The organism is Marispirochaeta aestuarii (assembly GCF_002087085.1).
Taxonomy (GTDB): Bacteria; Spirochaetota; Spirochaetia; order JC444; family Marispirochaetaceae; genus Marispirochaeta; species Marispirochaeta aestuarii.
The window spans coordinates 97,468-112,200 of the sequence record NZ_MWQY01000002.1; the positions used below are offsets into that span (position 1 = coordinate 97,468).

Below are 14,733 nucleotides of genomic sequence, written 5' to 3' on the forward strand. Positions count from 1 at the left end.
AAAGAATCCTCCGGTAGTAAGGCTTACGGCTTGTTTTTCGACCAGGGGACATCAGGATGCCTGAGAAAGCGTATGAACATCCTTGTGTAAGCCACGGTCAGCAGAATGAATCCCAAAACGGTCGGCATAATGAATATGGGAAAAGGAATCGACAGGGTTGCAGTCCGGTTTGCGAGGTTCTGCATCAGGGTTAAAACCGATCCGTAGGCAACGATCCCGAAGACCACGGCGGCACTGAGAAACGAAAGCAGCCGGACAGGATAGCGAAGCCAGAAGGGAAACCACGTCTGCAGCTCTTCCATTCTTATATGCCCGCCCTCCCTTGCAGCATAGGGTGCACCAAAAAAAACCACGCAGATCAGAAAGTAGCGTACCAGCTCCTCAGCACCTTTAAGGGGAGCCAGAAAAACCACCCGCATGACGATCTGTGCAATTACCAGCAGAATGAGGCTTGCAAGAAAGAATGTACCGAGATACTTATCCAAATTTCGGATAAAGGCCTTCATTAGGGACTCCTTCGTATGATCACATCTAAAAACTTCTCTTGTGTAAAATTACCACGTTTTCAGGGGTGTCCATATTACAAAAAGGGCGCCGCCGCGCAGGTGTCGTGGCGGCGCCGGAAATACAAATCCGGAATCAGCGCTTACTTGATCTGCTGAATTCTCTCTACATAGGGTTTCCAGTTGGGGAAATCCTGGTACAGCTTGGCCAGTACGGCTTCGCGGAACTCGTCGATCTTGAGGCCGTTGGACTCGTCGATAAAGGTCATGCCTTCGTCCATCAGTTTCTGCTTGACCTCGTCGTTTACGGCCGCGACCCATTCTACCGATTCATCCCGTACCTCAACCATTGCTTCCTTGATCAGCGCCTGGTCGGCTTCGGGGATTTTCTGCCAGGACTTCTCGTTGATGAAGGTTACCAGAACAGCGTGCATGTGACTGGTCATCATGATGTAGTCCTGAACTTCGTAGAATTTCTGGGCATAGATGTTTTCCAGCGGATTTTCCTGACCAAGAACAACACCGGTCATAAGGGCCGTATGAAGTTCGGTGATCTCAACAGGGGTAGGAATAGCGCCCATACCTTCGATCATGGTCATCCACAGCTGAACGGGAACACCCCGGAACTTTTTACCCTTCATGTCGGCGGGAGAATAGACGGGATATGTGGCAGAGAGCTGCCGGGCGCCGCGGTAGTGCACGCCGAGGAGCCGGATACCTGCTATGTCCACCAGTTCTTCACTGAACTCCTGGGCAACGGGAGAGACATTGGGGTCACCGGCTTTGATGGCATGATCAACATCCCTGTAGATAAAGGGAGAGTTGAAAACCGACATGTCGGTCATATACTTGCCGAGGGAGGAAAAGTCGTGGTGTCCCATATCGATGGCCCCTGACTTGATCCCGTCCACCATTTCACTGACACCGCCCAGCTGGGAATTGGGATAAACCTGAAGCTTTACTCTTCCGTCGCTCTTTTCTTCAATTCTCTTTGCAAGGGTGTCCGCATACTTTGTCTGAATTTCTCCGGCGATACCGACATGGGCATACTTCAGAACAATGGGTTCCGTGCCCTGGGAAGAAGCTTCCTGCCCTCCGCCTGCGAATACCATCGGGGCTGCAATCACCAGTACCAGCAGCAGCGACAGATATTTTGCCTTCATAAAAACCTCCTTAATCTTGAAATGTGTAAACGTTTTCTTGTACCTCTTTAGACTCTAAACCCGTTTTATCCATCTGTCAAAGAATTTTTGCCCTTCCCGGTCTATTTTATCGAATTTTCCACGAATTATTTGACAACAGAGACGATTTAAGCATACTATCAGGTAAACGTTTTCCCCTTCTTCACTTCATGAATAACACTTGAAGGGAAACAAAGAGTGGTGTAACGTCGGAGTGCCACATGATAAAAGCATATAAAATCAAACGAGCTACAATTAAAGACGTTGCCCGCGCAGCTGGAGTTTCAATCGCTACGGTATCCAGGGTTATCAACGGAAACTACTATGTCAGTCCCCGGATTGAAGAAAAGGTACAGCAGGCCATCGCCGAGTCGGGGTATGTGCCCAATTCCGTTGCCCGCAGTCTGAAGAGCAATACGACATACCTGATCGGTTTTATCGTATCGGACATTTCCAACTTCATGCTGATGTCCATAGCCCGGTCCATCGAAAATGTTATCCGGGACAACGGGTATAACCTGCTTGTCTGCAGTACGGAAAACGACGAAGAGCTGGAAAGAAAATACATTGACGCCCTTGTGTCCCGGAACATATCCGGTATTGTTCTGCACAGTACCGGTAAACTCGAGGAATACATAACTCAGGTCAGTCAGCATGTCCCCATAGCCCTGGTGTACCGGCATGTCGAACACAGCGGATTCATCGGCGATACCATCGATACGGATGCCCGGCAGGCCAGCTACGACATGACGCGGCACCTTATCGATTCGGGACACAAACGCATCGGAATGCTGAACGGTTATATGCAGTTCAGTACCAGCCGGGACAGATGGCGGGGATTCTGCTCCGCCATGGAAGAGGCAGGCCTGCCGGTAAACGATAAATACATCGCCAACGGCGATTTTACGGAAGCCGACGGGTATACGGGCACTCTGCGTATGATGTCCCAGGACCCTCCCCCCACAGCTCTTATTGGTATGAATACAGCAGTAACCGTTGGGGCCATGAAATATCTGCAGGAAGCAGGAATTTCAATTCCAGAGGACATCTCCGTCGTATGCTACGGAGAAGTGGAAAACTCGGAACTCATGAAGATCTCTCCAACCCGGGTTCCTCAGTTCCCCTCGGATCTGGGTTCAAAGGTTGGAGAGCTTATTCTGGACAGAATAAAAAATCCCGGAAGATCAAACCGGGAAGTCATTTTCGGAGCAAAGATTATCCCGGGAAACTCCGTTGCCCCCCCTCCGAACAACTGAGTATCCGAATCCGATGTCCTACGTAGGACATTCTTTGGTCAAACCCTTGTTATACTGAAACAATAACCGCTATACTTTTCAGCAGGAATGCAGGATCGGATTACCCAGAACTCAATTGCCCGGGCCCTCGGATTATCGATAAAGACCGTCCAGCGGGCTTTTTCGGGATCAGACAAGGTTGCAGAGAGCACAAAAACCAGTATACAAAATTACGCTGCCCTGGTGGGTTATTCATGCAATAGAAGCGCCCGGTCTCTGGTACGCAACAATCTGCGCAACATCCATCTGTTCTCCTCGTCTTCTCCTCATTACTTCTGGACCAGCGTTGCCAGGGGGATGGAAAGCGCGCTTCTTGAAATCCGGGATTTCGGGTATTCCGCTGTCTACCATCCCGTACCGGCCAAGAATACCGGCGCCTATATGAAGGAACTTCAGCTGGCGAGCACCGGAGGCATGGATGCCGCTGCATTGGTAAATAATCCGGAATATGATATGGGACGGATATTCGGCTTTCTCGACCGCCGAAATATCCCCTACATTACCCTCAACATCGATGCCGTCGAAACGAACAGACTCGCTTTCATCGGCCCGGACTATGGCGCCGGAGGCAGACTCGCTGCGGAGTTCCTGGGAAAAACAATACGGGGAAATGGCAGGATACTCATTATCCATAACCCGGTGGATTCCGAGCACATACTTGCGGGAGCTCATATAAACGAAGAACGGCTGCTTCATTTTGTTTCATATCTTTCGGTGCATTTCCCCCGTGTCGAGCACCAGGTTATTTCCTTTCGGTCAAGACAGAGCAGAGAAGACATGATGCAGGAGCTTGACGAGATACTGAGAGACGAAGCGGACAGTTTTTCCGGAATATACAGCATCGCGGACATACAGGAATTACTGGGGGAGAAAATTCTTCACCAGGGTCTGGAAAACCGGTATAGTATTCTGGTCCACGGCGTCAACCCGGATACCGGCATGTACCTTCTGTCCCATGCGTTTACCGCTGCTATCCATCAAAATCCCTTCAGACAGGGGTATTACGCTGTAAGGCTCCTCGAGCATTATCTGGAGAACGGAAGCATGCCGGCGACAATTCCCTCAATTCCTCAGGGTATTTTGCTGGGGAACTCAATAAATGACCAGGATGATTTTTGGAGGATAGAATAGTGTCCCTTCGCCTCAACTCACTTCTCAACGGAATGTATGTCTCTCTGGCAAGGATCTGCCCCAGCCCCCTGAGTCCCGAGGGTATGCACGGCGCGCTGACCGCCGTTGCCCTCTCCCCGAACCCGAGCCTTCCCAACGCCTGGATCCCCGTGTTGTACAATATGAAGGGAGATCAGCCCGAATTTCTTGACCGCGATCAGGCGAAAGAGTTTCTTGATACAGCCGTAACAGCCTATAACAGCGTGGTTGCCTCGCTTACCGGAAACGAAGAGTACTCCCTTACCTTCAGTGTCGGGGAGAAACCGGATGCACAGGAGGCAACAAAGCTGCAGGCCTGGTGCGAAGGATTTATCAAGGGACTGCGCCAGACCGGCGTCGATCCCGCGGATTATGACCTCGATTTTATATCCCTCATGAGCCCCATAGCCTTCTGCGCGAGGCCTGACTCCTTTACGTCCGTCGATGACAAGGAGATTATGGGTGAACAGATCCATCGTATTGCCGGAGAAATTCCCGCCAACCTTGTTGCCTTGAGGAACTACTTTTATCTGGACATCCAGAAGAAGCGTTTGGCCGGGGGCACGAAGAATCCGGGGCGTAACGACCCCTGCCCCTGCGGAAGCGGAAAAAAATACAAACATTGCTGCGGCAGAACTAATTCTTGACAATCCCTCCGGCTGGTGTATGATTCAGTATCATGATCGAATCCATGCCTGTTGTTGACGCCCATCATCACTTCTGGGACATTCCCGGGAATTACCATCCCTGGCTCTGCGATGACCCGATGATACCCTTCCGCTATGGAGATTATACCGCCCTGCGCAAACCCTTTATGCCGAGGGATTACGAATCGGCAAGCAGGAAATTCACGGTGATAAAGAGTGTCACCGTGGAAGCGGAATGGAATCCCCAGGATCCTCTGGGGGAAACCCGCTGGATACACCGGGTTGCCGATGAGTTTGGACGTCCCCATGCACATGTGGCCCAGGCATGGCTCGACAGCAGGAATGCAGAGGAGATCCTGGCCGGGCAGGCGGAATTTCCCCTTGTCCGGGGCATCCGCCACAAACCGGCTGGCTCTGAAAGACCTCTTCCGGGAACCACAGCAGAACCCGGCGGCCTGAGCGATCCCGCATTTCAGCGGGGATACTCACTTCTTGCCCGGTACGGACTCAGTTTCGACCTGCAAACCCCATGGTGGCATCTGCCGGAGGCTCTGAAACTTGGTGAGAAATTTCCGGAAACCCTGATTATCCTGAACCACACGGGCCTTCCCAGCGACCGAAGCACCGAAGGTCTTTCCGCCTGGCGCTCTGCGATGAAGACCTTCGCACAATTCCCCAATGCAATGGTCAAAATCTCCGGTCTCGGTCTTCCGGGAAAACCCTGGCTCCTGGAGGATAACCGGGGCATTATTCTGGATACCCTTGAAATTTTCGGTCTCGAACGCTGCATGTTCGCCAGCAACTTTCCTGTGGACTCCCTGGTTGGGGATTTCGATACAATCTTCTCCGGCTTCCTCGAAGCGGTCCGCGATCTGGATCCTGGGGAAAAACGCAAACTGTTCGTGGAGAATGCCCTTCGCATATACCGGATAGATGCATAGTCCTCCGGGCGGGGGGACGGAGACCGCGGCTGTTCGGTAAAATCCATGGTTCCGGCTTGACCTGCAGGCAAATACGGTGTAAACATAAGGCATGTCTGGAATAACCTGCAGCTGTACACTATTCAGTACCGCAGCCGCCGCGGCCGCCCGGAGGGGAGCCGCGGTTTAAGGATATTCCACAATACTGGAATCGTTCACCGCGGAGACCCGGGTCAGGGTTACCGCGGTTTTTTTATACCCGCCCTGACAGATCGGCCCCGGAGAACCAGAAGGAGAATCAGATGAGACGACCGATTGTGTGGGACGGAGCAGGAGAACTGCGCTACGAAATCAGGGAGATAGTCCGGGTTGCACACCGCATTGCCGCAGCAGGACTTCCTGTAGTTTATGAGAACATCGGAGACCCGGTACAAAAGGGAGAAAAGGTCCCTTCCTGGATAAAGGACATAGTGGTCTCCCTGACTCAGCAGGATACATCCTACTGTTACACCGACAGCCAGGGAGATTACGCCACCAGAGAGTTCCTTGCCGCAACGGTTTCTGCCCGCGGCGGCGCCCGGATCGGCCCGGAGGACATATACTTCTTCAACGGCCTCGGCGACGCGGTGGCCCGAATATTCGGGTACCTTAAACGGGAAGCCCGGGTCATAGGCCCGTCGCCGGCCTACTCAACCCTCTCCTCCGCCGAAGCTTCCCATTCGGGGTATGAGCACCTTACCTATCGGCTGGACCCCGACAATAACTGGATGCCCGATATCTCCGACATCGAAAACAAGGTCCGCTACAACCCCTCTATTGCCGGCATTCTGCTTATAAATCCCGATAATCCCACCGGGGCAGTATACCCCAGGGAAACCATCACAGCCATGATAGATATCGCCAGGCGCTACGATCTCTTTGTCATCTGCGACGAAACCTATGCGAACATCATCTACAATCCGGACCACAGTGTACCTTTGAGCGAGGTGATCGACGGTGTCCCCGGAATGGCCCTGCGGAGCATTTCCAAGGAGTACCCCTGGCCCGGCGGACGCTGCGGATGGATCGAGGTCTACAACCAGAAACGGGACCCCGAGTTCGCACGCTATATTACCAGCATTCTCGATGCAAAACGCCTGGAGGTCTGTTCCACAACTTTGCCCCAGATGTCTATTCCCCGGGTTTTTTCCGACCCCCGCTACGCAGATCACCTGAGGTCCCGCAATGCCATCTACGAACAACGGGCCCTGGAAGCTACCGAGATCCTTTCATCTGTTCCGGGAATGAAGGTAATCAAACCGAAAGGCGCCTTTTATATAACAGCAGTCTTCGATGAGGGGCTCCTGACGGACACCCAGAGCCTGCCCGTTAAAAATACCGAAACAGGTCAGTATCTGGATACAATCCTGCCCAGTGTCGCACCGGACAAACGCTTCGTCTACTATCTCCTGGCATCCGCAGGTATCTGCGTTGTTCCCCTCTCGGGTTTCTGCTGTGACCTTCCGGGTTTCAGGGCAACCCTGCTGGAGAGTGACGACCGCCTGCGAAAAGAGACATGGCTGAAAATCGCCGATTCAGTACGCAGGTATACCGGGGCTTGATCTGCCCCGGCGCTATTAATTAAGGTATAGGGGGTCTGCAGCAGCCCTGTTTTGTTGCAGGCTTAAGGAGACGGAAAGGTGATTAAATCGGCCCTTGAGATTGCTTTGGAACGGACAAAGGGGATTGAAGTAGATAAGAAGAGCCTGGCAGCCCATGATAAGACTGAAGAGGGTAAACGCCTGACCGGCAAGTTTCTTGCCGGCGACCTCAGTTCGAAGGAACTGTCGGCGGCGCTCACGGAAGCAAAGAATGAGGAAGCCGAATGGCTCAGGGAGGGCAGCTTCTCAGTACTCGCTGCGAATCTGACCCTGCCCCAGGATGAGAGCTATAAAGAGAGACTCGAACGGGTACGGGAAGGACTTGTTGCCGTTACCGGGCAGAAAAAGCAGGTAAGCTACCTCTTTGAACAGGTGGAGCAGTTCTTTGAACAATACCTGGAAAACCAGGAGCAGCTCATACAGGCCCTGGAAAAGCAGTTTGCCCCTCGGCTGCGCCAGAGGGAGCAGGAAATGGAACGTCAGTTCGGACAGAGGGTAAGCCTCAATCCGGCCCAGGATCCGGAATTTTCGAAAATGCTGAAGCAGCATCTGGGAAAACTGGAAGCCCAGTACAGCGAGGCCCTCAAACAGGCAAAAGATCAGTTGCGGGCCCTCTTTCAATCCCGTTAAATTACCGCCCGCCTTTACTGCCCGAGAAAAACACACCGGGCAGGCGGGTGTAATATTCCAGAGAACGGTACAGACTGGAAAGGGAAATCCTTTCATCGACTCCGTGAAGCATTCCGGAAAAACGGTCCAGGGTCATTTCATCCCCGAAAAGGGAGAATCCGTACACCCGGGTTCCCCGGCGACGCCAGAAACGGCCGTCGGTTGCACCGCTTATAAGAATGGGAAGAATATCCGCATCCGAACGAAGGTCCTTCAGCAGTAGCCTGCTGGCCTCGACCAGGGGGCCCGAGGCAGGAGAGATGGTGGGAGGAAAGTACTCCAGGACTTCGATTTCTATCCTGTCTTTCAATCCGCGAAGCCGGGATTTCAGCCGCTTCAGTACAGTGTCCAGGTCCTCCCCCGGTATGATTCTGATATCCAGATCCAGGTGGGCCTCTCCGGGAATCACATTGATCTTCGAACCCCCTTCGATAATCCCGATGCTCGAGGTTGTGGAAGACGCGGCATGAAGCCAGCGGGCGGCCCCGGGGCTCCGTCTGTATATCCGCTTCAGACCCAGCCCGCGCAGGGGGGCCATTGTTAAAAGCAGCTCCTCCCACAGGGAAGCTGAAGCCCCGCGGGCCATGCTGCGAAAAAGGAGTCCCGGTCGATGGGGAAAACGCAGATGCCCCAGTCTTTCTCCTGCCTGTATGAGGGTATCAATGGCATTGCTGCTGCCGAAGGGGATGCTTCCGTGTCCGGACACGCCGCGGGCCGTAAGACGTATCCAGGCAACCCCTTTTTCCCCGATTCCCAGAGCGGCAGATTCTCCCCGGCGACCGGAAATAAAGAAGCCGCCGATCTCGGAAACCATATAATCGCAGGCCACCGCGTCCCAATGCTCATCTGTCAGCCAGCGGGCTCCGTATGTCCCCGAAGCCTCCTCATCCGCAAGAGCCAGATAGAGCAGGTCGCCGGGAAAAGGCCCGTTCCGCGTTACCGCTTCGGCAAAACCCACGGCCTGGGCTGCAGTCATATTCAGCATATCCACGGTGCCCCGGCCCCAGACTTCACCGTCCAGAAGCTCCCCACCGAAGGGATCCCGCTTCCAGTCAGCAGCCTCTGCGGGGACTACATCGGTGTGTCCCATAAAGGCCAGGGACGGTGCGGCCGGATCGGTCCCCGGTATTCGAAGAACAAGATTTCCCCGTCCGGGAACCTTCTCAAAGATTTCTGCCTTTAACCCATAGCCCTGAAAAAAGCGGCGCAAGCTTTCAGCAGAGCGGGATTCATGTCCGCCGTTTCCATTGTTGACGCAGGAGTTTCGGATAAGTTCCTGCAGAAGCCTGACCAGGACCTCCCGGGGATTCCTAGTGGGAACCATCTATTATCTTCAGCCACGAAGGGGGTATCATGGTTACCGGCAGAATAAAAGCCAGCTTCCCCTCACCGTCGCTGTAGAAGGAGGTGGGAATTCCGAGGAGTTCTCCAAAGGCGTTGAAAACGGACCCCCCGGAATTGCCGAAGGAGACTTCCGCATCGGTCTTGACATAGGTTCCTGTTGGGGTCTTCTCAAATCCCGAAATGATTCCCCTGGTAAGGGTGATGGAGACCCTGGAACCTGCACCGCCGTTGGAGGGATATCCAAGAATGGAGACGGGCTGTCCAAGACGCAGACGGTTGGCATCTCCAAGATTGAAGAAGGGAAAAATATAATTCCGGGGAAGCGGCTGACCGTAACGTCCGGAGCTGATCTTTACAAGGGCCAGGTCAAGAGCCTCATCGTAACGGACGACCTCTCCCCGGAAGAGCTCCTGGGGCGGGATATGCTGATTCAGGGTGGCGGCTATATAAACATCCCGGGAGGGCTGGTTTTCCGCATCCCGAACGACATGCCAGTTGGTAAGCAGATAACCGTCAGAGGAGACGAGGCTGCCGGAACCTCGTCCCTGGCTGCCGATGACCTCGACGGTTGATCCCACCGCATGCTCCACCGGGTCATCCGGATCAGGGATGGGTGGCAGGGCAAGAAGATCCTCAGGAGCTTCAGCATCCCTGGAGCTTTTCATGGTGAAGGCTACGGGGAAACTGTCAGCAACCTGATCGACAACCAGCACATGGTAGGTTCCGGTGCGAAAGGATGGCGAAGAGTTTCGGTCTATCACAATAGCTTCCCGGCCCAGGAGACTTTCGCTCCTGTACTCGGCATTTTCGGGGTTTATACCGGGGTTATTGTAAGAGATAAAGAGGTCGATATCCCCGCTTGTGTCACTGATGTCGATGCGCAGGGCGGAGTCCCATCCCTCGGTCCTGACGGCATAGAGCTTCATCATCCCCTCGTCGGGCTTGAGGATTCCCGAAACCTCATCCCCTGAGGATATCCGCTCTGTTACAGTGAGCCGTTCATAGTTGACTGAAAGACTGAATCCGATCTCATTCAGGTACCTGCCGTTCCGGCGGGGCGGCCTTTCTCTCTGGTAGGCCACATCCAGGTAGTATTCCCCGTCATAGAGCCCCTCTTCGCCAAATCGGGAGAGCACCAGGGTTTCATTGTAATCGTCGCTGATGGCCTTGGCGTCCACCATGGAGTAATCGAGAATATCCGCCCCGTGGCGCACAAACAGGTCCAGATCGCCCCGGGCGTCGTCAAGGGTTATAACGACCCGCATCGCTTCAGGAGGCACATTGAAGCGGTAGGTGGCGAAATTCACCCCCGAGGAGAGATCGATTCTCCCTTCGACCCGTCGCCCGGATTCCAGCAGGGGCGGGAGTACCGGTGCGGGTTCAAATTCCGGCTGCTCTTGAGCGTCAGGCCCTTCATCCTCCACCTGATCGGTATCTGCAGGTTCTGCAGCTTCATCTGAAGGAAGAGTATGAGTACCAGGTTCCATGAACACGGGAGGAGAAGTCTCTTCCCGGATCTGGTTGTTATCCTGCTCCTGCGAAACCAGGGGCTGAAGAATAAGGCAGAATGCAAACAGCAGAAAAGACAGCTTAATTACGAAACCATTGGTCGTGGCATGGGGGAAGCGGGTATTCACAGTGAATGATCTCCCGGAAAAAGATGTTGATAGCCATCATAGTAGCACAAGAAAGGGGAAAATGCACAGCGAATACCAACACTCTCCATGACAATCAGGAGTTCAAACCCGACCTGATTGTATTATTCAATTTTTTCTCAGGTATATTCTCCTGTTCCGGCATCAACAAGCACATGCCCGTCTTCGAGGACCGGGTTACCATCGATGGAAAGGGTCGGTCGCTGGAGTATGCCGTCGATATGCCCCTTGGCTTTGACAAGTCCGCCCAGATTCGCGCTGGTCCCTATGCCGAAATGTACCGTACCCCAGGCACCGTGGTCGTTGACGATGAGACCCGTGAGGGTTCTGATTCTGGGATTCAGCCCCAGGGCGAGCTGGGCAACATGGTACACACTTGGGTCCTTCTGGGCTTTCCAGAGGGTATCCAGGTTTCGGGCATCGGTGCCGCCCTCGACGGCAACCACGCTTCCGTTCTTTACTGTCAGTTTTATGGGTTCCCGAAGTACGCCCCGTTCAGCTCCGCGGAGATTAGGTACGGATCCGTCGATAACGATGCTGCCCTCCACGTTCACCGGGGCGATGTTCGCCTCGATGTTGGGGACCCCGGTAAATATACCCGGCTTGTCCGCCACACAGCAGTGGGAATTCCCCGGTCTGCCCTGAATATTGATGACAACATCGGTTCCCGCCGGATTGGTCAGCCGGACCTCGTTTCCGTCTCCCAGCATTTCGGCGACAAGATCGCAGAGGGGCTTCATTCTGTCAAAATCCTCTTCGATGCCCCCCTCCATGAGGATCTCGGGAGCACATCCGGCCATACTGACTATACGGGTTCCCTGCTTCAGGGCATCTTTAGTGGCGGCGGTATGGGCTATATCCCGCATGGTGGGAAAAATCACTATGTCCGCGGCGGCCATGGCCCCGGCGATGACTGCCGGCGGCTCTTCGCCGTCCCATTCCCGGGGCCGCATTACGGAGACCACGGTTTCACAGCCTGCGGTCTCCCCTGCGGCACTCAGAGCTTCCGCAACGGAGATCAGGGTCGGGTCGGTGATGATCAGCAGCTTCTCCGACTCTCTGGCCTTGACACAGCGACGGATTATCTTTTCAGCGCCCTTTGCCATCAGCATCGCGTTCATATGGACCTCCTCTGCTCCGGTTACACTATGGATTCGACCTCTTTTCCCACCATTACATCGATTATCTCCGCCGCCCGGGCTGGATTAAAAACACCGCAGATACAGCATTTCGCCAGCTCTTTTCCGGCGGCTTCGGAGCTCATGCGCCCTTTCCTTACCCTGTCCACAAGGGAAGTAATAAGATCAAAGGAGACAAGATGGTGTCCGCACATGGTGGCGATTTCCAGGACTTTCGGATTGGGCAGTTTTTCCAGCTTTCCTTTTATTCCCAGGGACTGGACAATAGTGTGGGGTTTAAGCTCAGCAGCCCTGCAGCACTCTTCAACATGGTCCATGAGACCGCCGACGGTAACCGACAGCCCAAGATCGGCCTTTTTCAGCTCCACAAGTACATCGATAAGCTGCTCCCGGGTACGATAAACCGCGTGAACAAGTTCGTTCTCCACCAGAATCTTTTTTACTTCCTCGTCCCCGCCCAGGGAGAATCGGCTGCCGCCCTTGGAATCCCCGATATTCACCGGGTCGTGACGCATGAAGATTTCAAGTGCTTTCTGCAGTTTCGGCAGAGAACCCTCGGAGTTCAAACCGCTGGAGGGCATGGCAAGTATCGTATAATCCTTTGCAAGGGACTCTTCGTTTCCCTGTCGGTGCAATGTATGTGTCATCTAATCCTTCCTTATTTTCTCAGGCTGATACAACAGGGGGCTTCCCCAAACCTACGTTGATCTTTGCGTTGGGACGATAGTAGATACCGGCTTCAGAAAGGAGTTCTTCCGCCTCCCAGACATCCCCCTTCCTGCAGCTGGCTACATCAAGGCTGAAGACCGTATCCATTGTTTTTGAGGTCTCCTCTATTACACGGATAACATCGAGGAAACGACTTTTGGGTACACTGATCTCGATAATGGCGGATATTACCTTTTCATCCAGGATCTCCGGGGGGAGTTTTCCTGTCTTTTTATCAATGAGATTTGTAAGGGGATTCTTCGGTTCGAACTCGACCCCTTCCTTCATGAGGGCAACGGACATTTTCTCAAGTTCCCGCAGCCGGGAACAGACCCCGGGTCTTCCCACTTCGATGGCGATACCGATATGACCGGGTTTGAAACGTCCGGTGACATCATTGGTCTTGATTTCTTCGGTTCCCCTGCCGGCGAGGCCGGTTTCCTTGTGGATATTCAGCGGATCGCTGTAGATGGCCCGTACGCTCCGGGGCCACTCCAGGGGCTGCTGATAAAAGGCATCCGACGGACAGACCTTTACCCGATAACAGACACCGCACTCAACGCACTCATCCAGGTTTATCTTTGCCTTCTTCCCCTCGATGTAGATCGCTCCTGCCGTACAATAGGGAACGCATTTTCTGCATCCTATACACTTATCCTGATCGATGAGCATATATTATCTCCTTAAAAATCCTTTCACTGTTCTCATGGTTCAGACCATTCGTTGAACAGCACATATCAGTCAGCAAGGATCATGCCAATTTCGGAAACAGAAACGCCAAAGGTAATTCTTTACACAGGTAGCAGTTATAAATGTCAGGGCGATGAATCCGGTGATTTCTTTCCGGCAGGGGCTCCTGGTTTGCACGCCTACATTGAAAACTTGCATAAATGCAAAAAATGTGTCGTGAAAACTCTAGGCCCGGGTCATTTTCTCCAGCACCTTGATAAGGTCCGATGTATCCGCATTCTCAAGCCCCAGCGACAGGGCGGACAGGTAGTACTGGTACGCCGCATTTACAACCAGAAGGGGAGTCTTGACCCTCCTTGCGTCATTTACAACAAGACCGACGTCCTTGATCATCTGTCCGAGCCCGCCGATGGACGCCCCGCCCTCGTTCACGCTTTGGGCTATGATGCGAAAGTAGTCGCTCCCTGCAACACCGCTGCCGGCCACTTCGCATACCAGCTTCGGATCCAGACCGCTCTTCCGTGCCAGGGTAATAACCTCCATGGTCGCCGCCTGAGTCGTTCCCACGAGCAGCTGGTTACAGTGTTTTACCGCCTGTCCAAGTCCCGGCTCCTCTCCGACAAAGGTGATCTTTCCCTGGACCTCCATAATAGCCCGACATTCTTCCAGGAAACTGCGGTCTCCGGCGGCTATGAGGGTCAGTGTTCCGGCTTCAATCCTGGGAGGGCCCCCCGTTACAGGACAATCGATAAATCCCACAGACTTTTCCGCACATTTGCGTGCCACCATCTCGAGGTTATCCCGATCGATGGTTGCCATGCAGATAACTCCAGTTCCCTCATGGGCACCGTCGAGAATACCGTCCTTTCCGGTAACCACGTCTATTACCTGCTGATCATTCAATACATAGACAATCACCTTGTCCGATTCTTCGGCTACTTTACGAATGCTGCTCATGTGATGCCCGCCGAAGGATTCGAACTCATCGATAACTTCCTGTCGCCGGGCGTAACCGAATACCTCGTAACCGGCTCCAATGTACTTTTTTGCAGCGACAATCCCCATTCGTCCCAAACCTATTATTCCCAGCTTCTCCGCCATGCGGTCCTCCCGTATTTCCAGAATATGATTCCAGTTATTATAAACAGGCTGCAAGGAACATGCCAATGAAAAGAGAATAATGAAAAACACAC

General features: G+C 53.5%; 14 protein-coding genes. 6 read left to right on the forward strand and 8 right to left on the reverse strand.

Features of this window, described 5'->3' with window-relative positions:
* Nucleotides 1-23: 23 nt before the first annotated feature.
* Both B4O97_RS01935 and B4O97_RS01940 read right to left on the reverse strand, forming a co-directional pair.
* On the reverse strand, nt 24-506 hold the full coding sequence (locus tag B4O97_RS01935; RefSeq protein WP_083047785.1) for a TRAP transporter small permease: 483 nt from the start codon (nt 504-506) through the stop codon (nt 24-26).
* A 140-nt stretch (nt 507-646) separates the two neighbouring features.
* Nucleotides 647-1,666, reverse strand: coding sequence for a TRAP transporter substrate-binding protein (locus tag B4O97_RS01940; protein ID WP_083047787.1), 1,020 nt, complete (start codon nt 1,664-1,666; stop codon nt 647-649).
* 239 nt (nt 1,667-1,905) lie between these two features.
* Here B4O97_RS01940 and B4O97_RS01945 point away from each other — a divergent pair, with 239 nt between their 5' ends.
* From B4O97_RS01945 to B4O97_RS01970, 6 genes are all read left to right on the forward strand, one after another.
* Nucleotides 1,906-2,940: a LacI family DNA-binding transcriptional regulator gene (locus tag B4O97_RS01945; protein ID WP_083047789.1), complete on the forward strand. Its 1,035-nt coding sequence runs from the start codon at nt 1,906-1,908 to the stop codon at nt 2,938-2,940.
* 87 nt (nt 2,941-3,027) lie between these two features.
* Nucleotides 3,028-4,110, forward strand: a complete 1,083-nt coding sequence (locus B4O97_RS01950; protein WP_083047791.1) for a LacI family DNA-binding transcriptional regulator — start codon at nt 3,028-3,030, stop codon at nt 4,108-4,110.
* Nucleotides 4,095-4,775: a UPF0149 family protein gene (locus B4O97_RS01955; protein ID WP_143305483.1), complete on the forward strand. Its 681-nt coding sequence runs from the start codon at nt 4,095-4,097 to the stop codon at nt 4,773-4,775. The genes B4O97_RS01950 and B4O97_RS01955 overlap by 16 nt, the downstream gene beginning before the upstream one ends.
* Nucleotides 4,776-4,807: 32 nt before the next feature.
* A complete protein-coding gene (locus B4O97_RS01960; RefSeq protein WP_083047796.1) occupies nt 4,808-5,716 on the forward strand; it encodes an amidohydrolase family protein in 909 nt (302 codons plus the stop codon).
* Nucleotides 5,717-5,997: 281 nt separating this feature from the next.
* Complete coding sequence (locus B4O97_RS01965) at nt 5,998-7,296, forward strand: pyridoxal phosphate-dependent aminotransferase (protein ID WP_083047798.1); 1,299 nt, start codon at nt 5,998-6,000, stop codon at nt 7,294-7,296.
* Nucleotides 7,297-7,374: 78 nt separating this feature from the next.
* Nucleotides 7,375-7,965, forward strand: coding sequence for a DUF6657 family protein (locus B4O97_RS01970; RefSeq protein ID WP_083047800.1), 591 nt, complete (start codon nt 7,375-7,377; stop codon nt 7,963-7,965).
* A 1-nt stretch (nt 7,966) separates the two neighbouring features.
* Here B4O97_RS01970 and B4O97_RS01975 read toward each other — a convergent pair whose 3' ends face one another.
* The 6 genes from B4O97_RS01975 to B4O97_RS02000 all read right to left on the reverse strand — a co-directional run bounded on the left by B4O97_RS01975 (nt 7,967) and on the right by B4O97_RS02000 (nt 14,641).
* A complete protein-coding gene (locus B4O97_RS01975) occupies nt 7,967-9,328 on the reverse strand; it encodes a M20/M25/M40 family metallo-hydrolase (protein WP_083047802.1) in 1,362 nt (453 codons plus the stop codon).
* Nucleotides 9,315-10,985, reverse strand: a complete 1,671-nt coding sequence (locus B4O97_RS01980) for a trypsin-like peptidase domain-containing protein (RefSeq protein WP_083047804.1) — start codon at nt 10,983-10,985, stop codon at nt 9,315-9,317. The genes B4O97_RS01975 and B4O97_RS01980 overlap by 14 nt, the downstream gene beginning before the upstream one ends.
* Nucleotides 10,986-11,122: 137 nt before the next feature.
* Nucleotides 11,123-12,124, reverse strand: a complete 1,002-nt coding sequence (locus tag B4O97_RS01985; RefSeq protein ID WP_083047806.1) for an aminopeptidase — start codon at nt 12,122-12,124, stop codon at nt 11,123-11,125.
* Nucleotides 12,125-12,144: 20 nt separating this feature from the next.
* Entirely contained in the window at nt 12,145-12,789 is a 645-nt protein-coding gene (locus tag B4O97_RS01990) for a hypothetical protein (RefSeq protein ID WP_083047808.1), read from the reverse strand.
* 19 nt (nt 12,790-12,808) lie between these two features.
* The gene (locus tag B4O97_RS01995; RefSeq protein ID WP_083047810.1) at nt 12,809-13,522 is read right to left on the reverse strand and encodes an indolepyruvate ferredoxin oxidoreductase subunit alpha; all 714 of its coding nucleotides are present in this window, start codon (nt 13,520-13,522) and stop codon (nt 12,809-12,811) included.
* A 243-nt stretch (nt 13,523-13,765) separates the two neighbouring features.
* Entirely contained in the window at nt 13,766-14,641 is an 876-nt protein-coding gene (locus tag B4O97_RS02000) for an NAD(P)-dependent oxidoreductase (RefSeq protein WP_083047812.1), read from the reverse strand.
* Between the last annotated feature and the right edge of the window lie 92 nt (nt 14,642-14,733).

Coding starts and splice junctions, on each gene's coding strand:
- B4O97_RS01935 (WP_083047785.1), bottom strand. CDS start 506: ATGAAGGCCTTTATCCGAAATTTGGATAAGTATCTCGGTACATTCTTT.
- B4O97_RS01940 (WP_083047787.1), bottom strand. CDS start 1,666: ATGAAGGCAAAATATCTGTCGCTGCTGCTGGTACTGGTGATTGCAGCC.
- B4O97_RS01945 (WP_083047789.1), top strand. CDS start 1,906: ATGATAAAAGCATATAAAATCAAACGAGCTACAATTAAAGACGTTGCC.
- B4O97_RS01950 (WP_083047791.1), top strand. CDS start 3,028: ATGCAGGATCGGATTACCCAGAACTCAATTGCCCGGGCCCTCGGATTA.
- B4O97_RS01960 (WP_083047796.1), top strand. CDS start 4,808: ATGATCGAATCCATGCCTGTTGTTGACGCCCATCATCACTTCTGGGAC.
- B4O97_RS01965 (WP_083047798.1), top strand. CDS start 5,998: ATGAGACGACCGATTGTGTGGGACGGAGCAGGAGAACTGCGCTACGAA.
- B4O97_RS01975 (WP_083047802.1), bottom strand. CDS start 9,328: ATGGTTCCCACTAGGAATCCCCGGGAGGTCCTGGTCAGGCTTCTGCAG.
- B4O97_RS01985 (WP_083047806.1), bottom strand. CDS start 12,124: ATGAACGCGATGCTGATGGCAAAGGGCGCTGAAAAGATAATCCGTCGC.
- B4O97_RS01990 (WP_083047808.1), bottom strand. CDS start 12,789: ATGACACATACATTGCACCGACAGGGAAACGAAGAGTCCCTTGCAAAG.
- B4O97_RS01995 (WP_083047810.1), bottom strand. CDS start 13,522: ATGCTCATCGATCAGGATAAGTGTATAGGATGCAGAAAATGCGTTCCC.
- B4O97_RS02000 (WP_083047812.1), bottom strand. CDS start 14,641: ATGGCGGAGAAGCTGGGAATAATAGGTTTGGGACGAATGGGGATTGTC.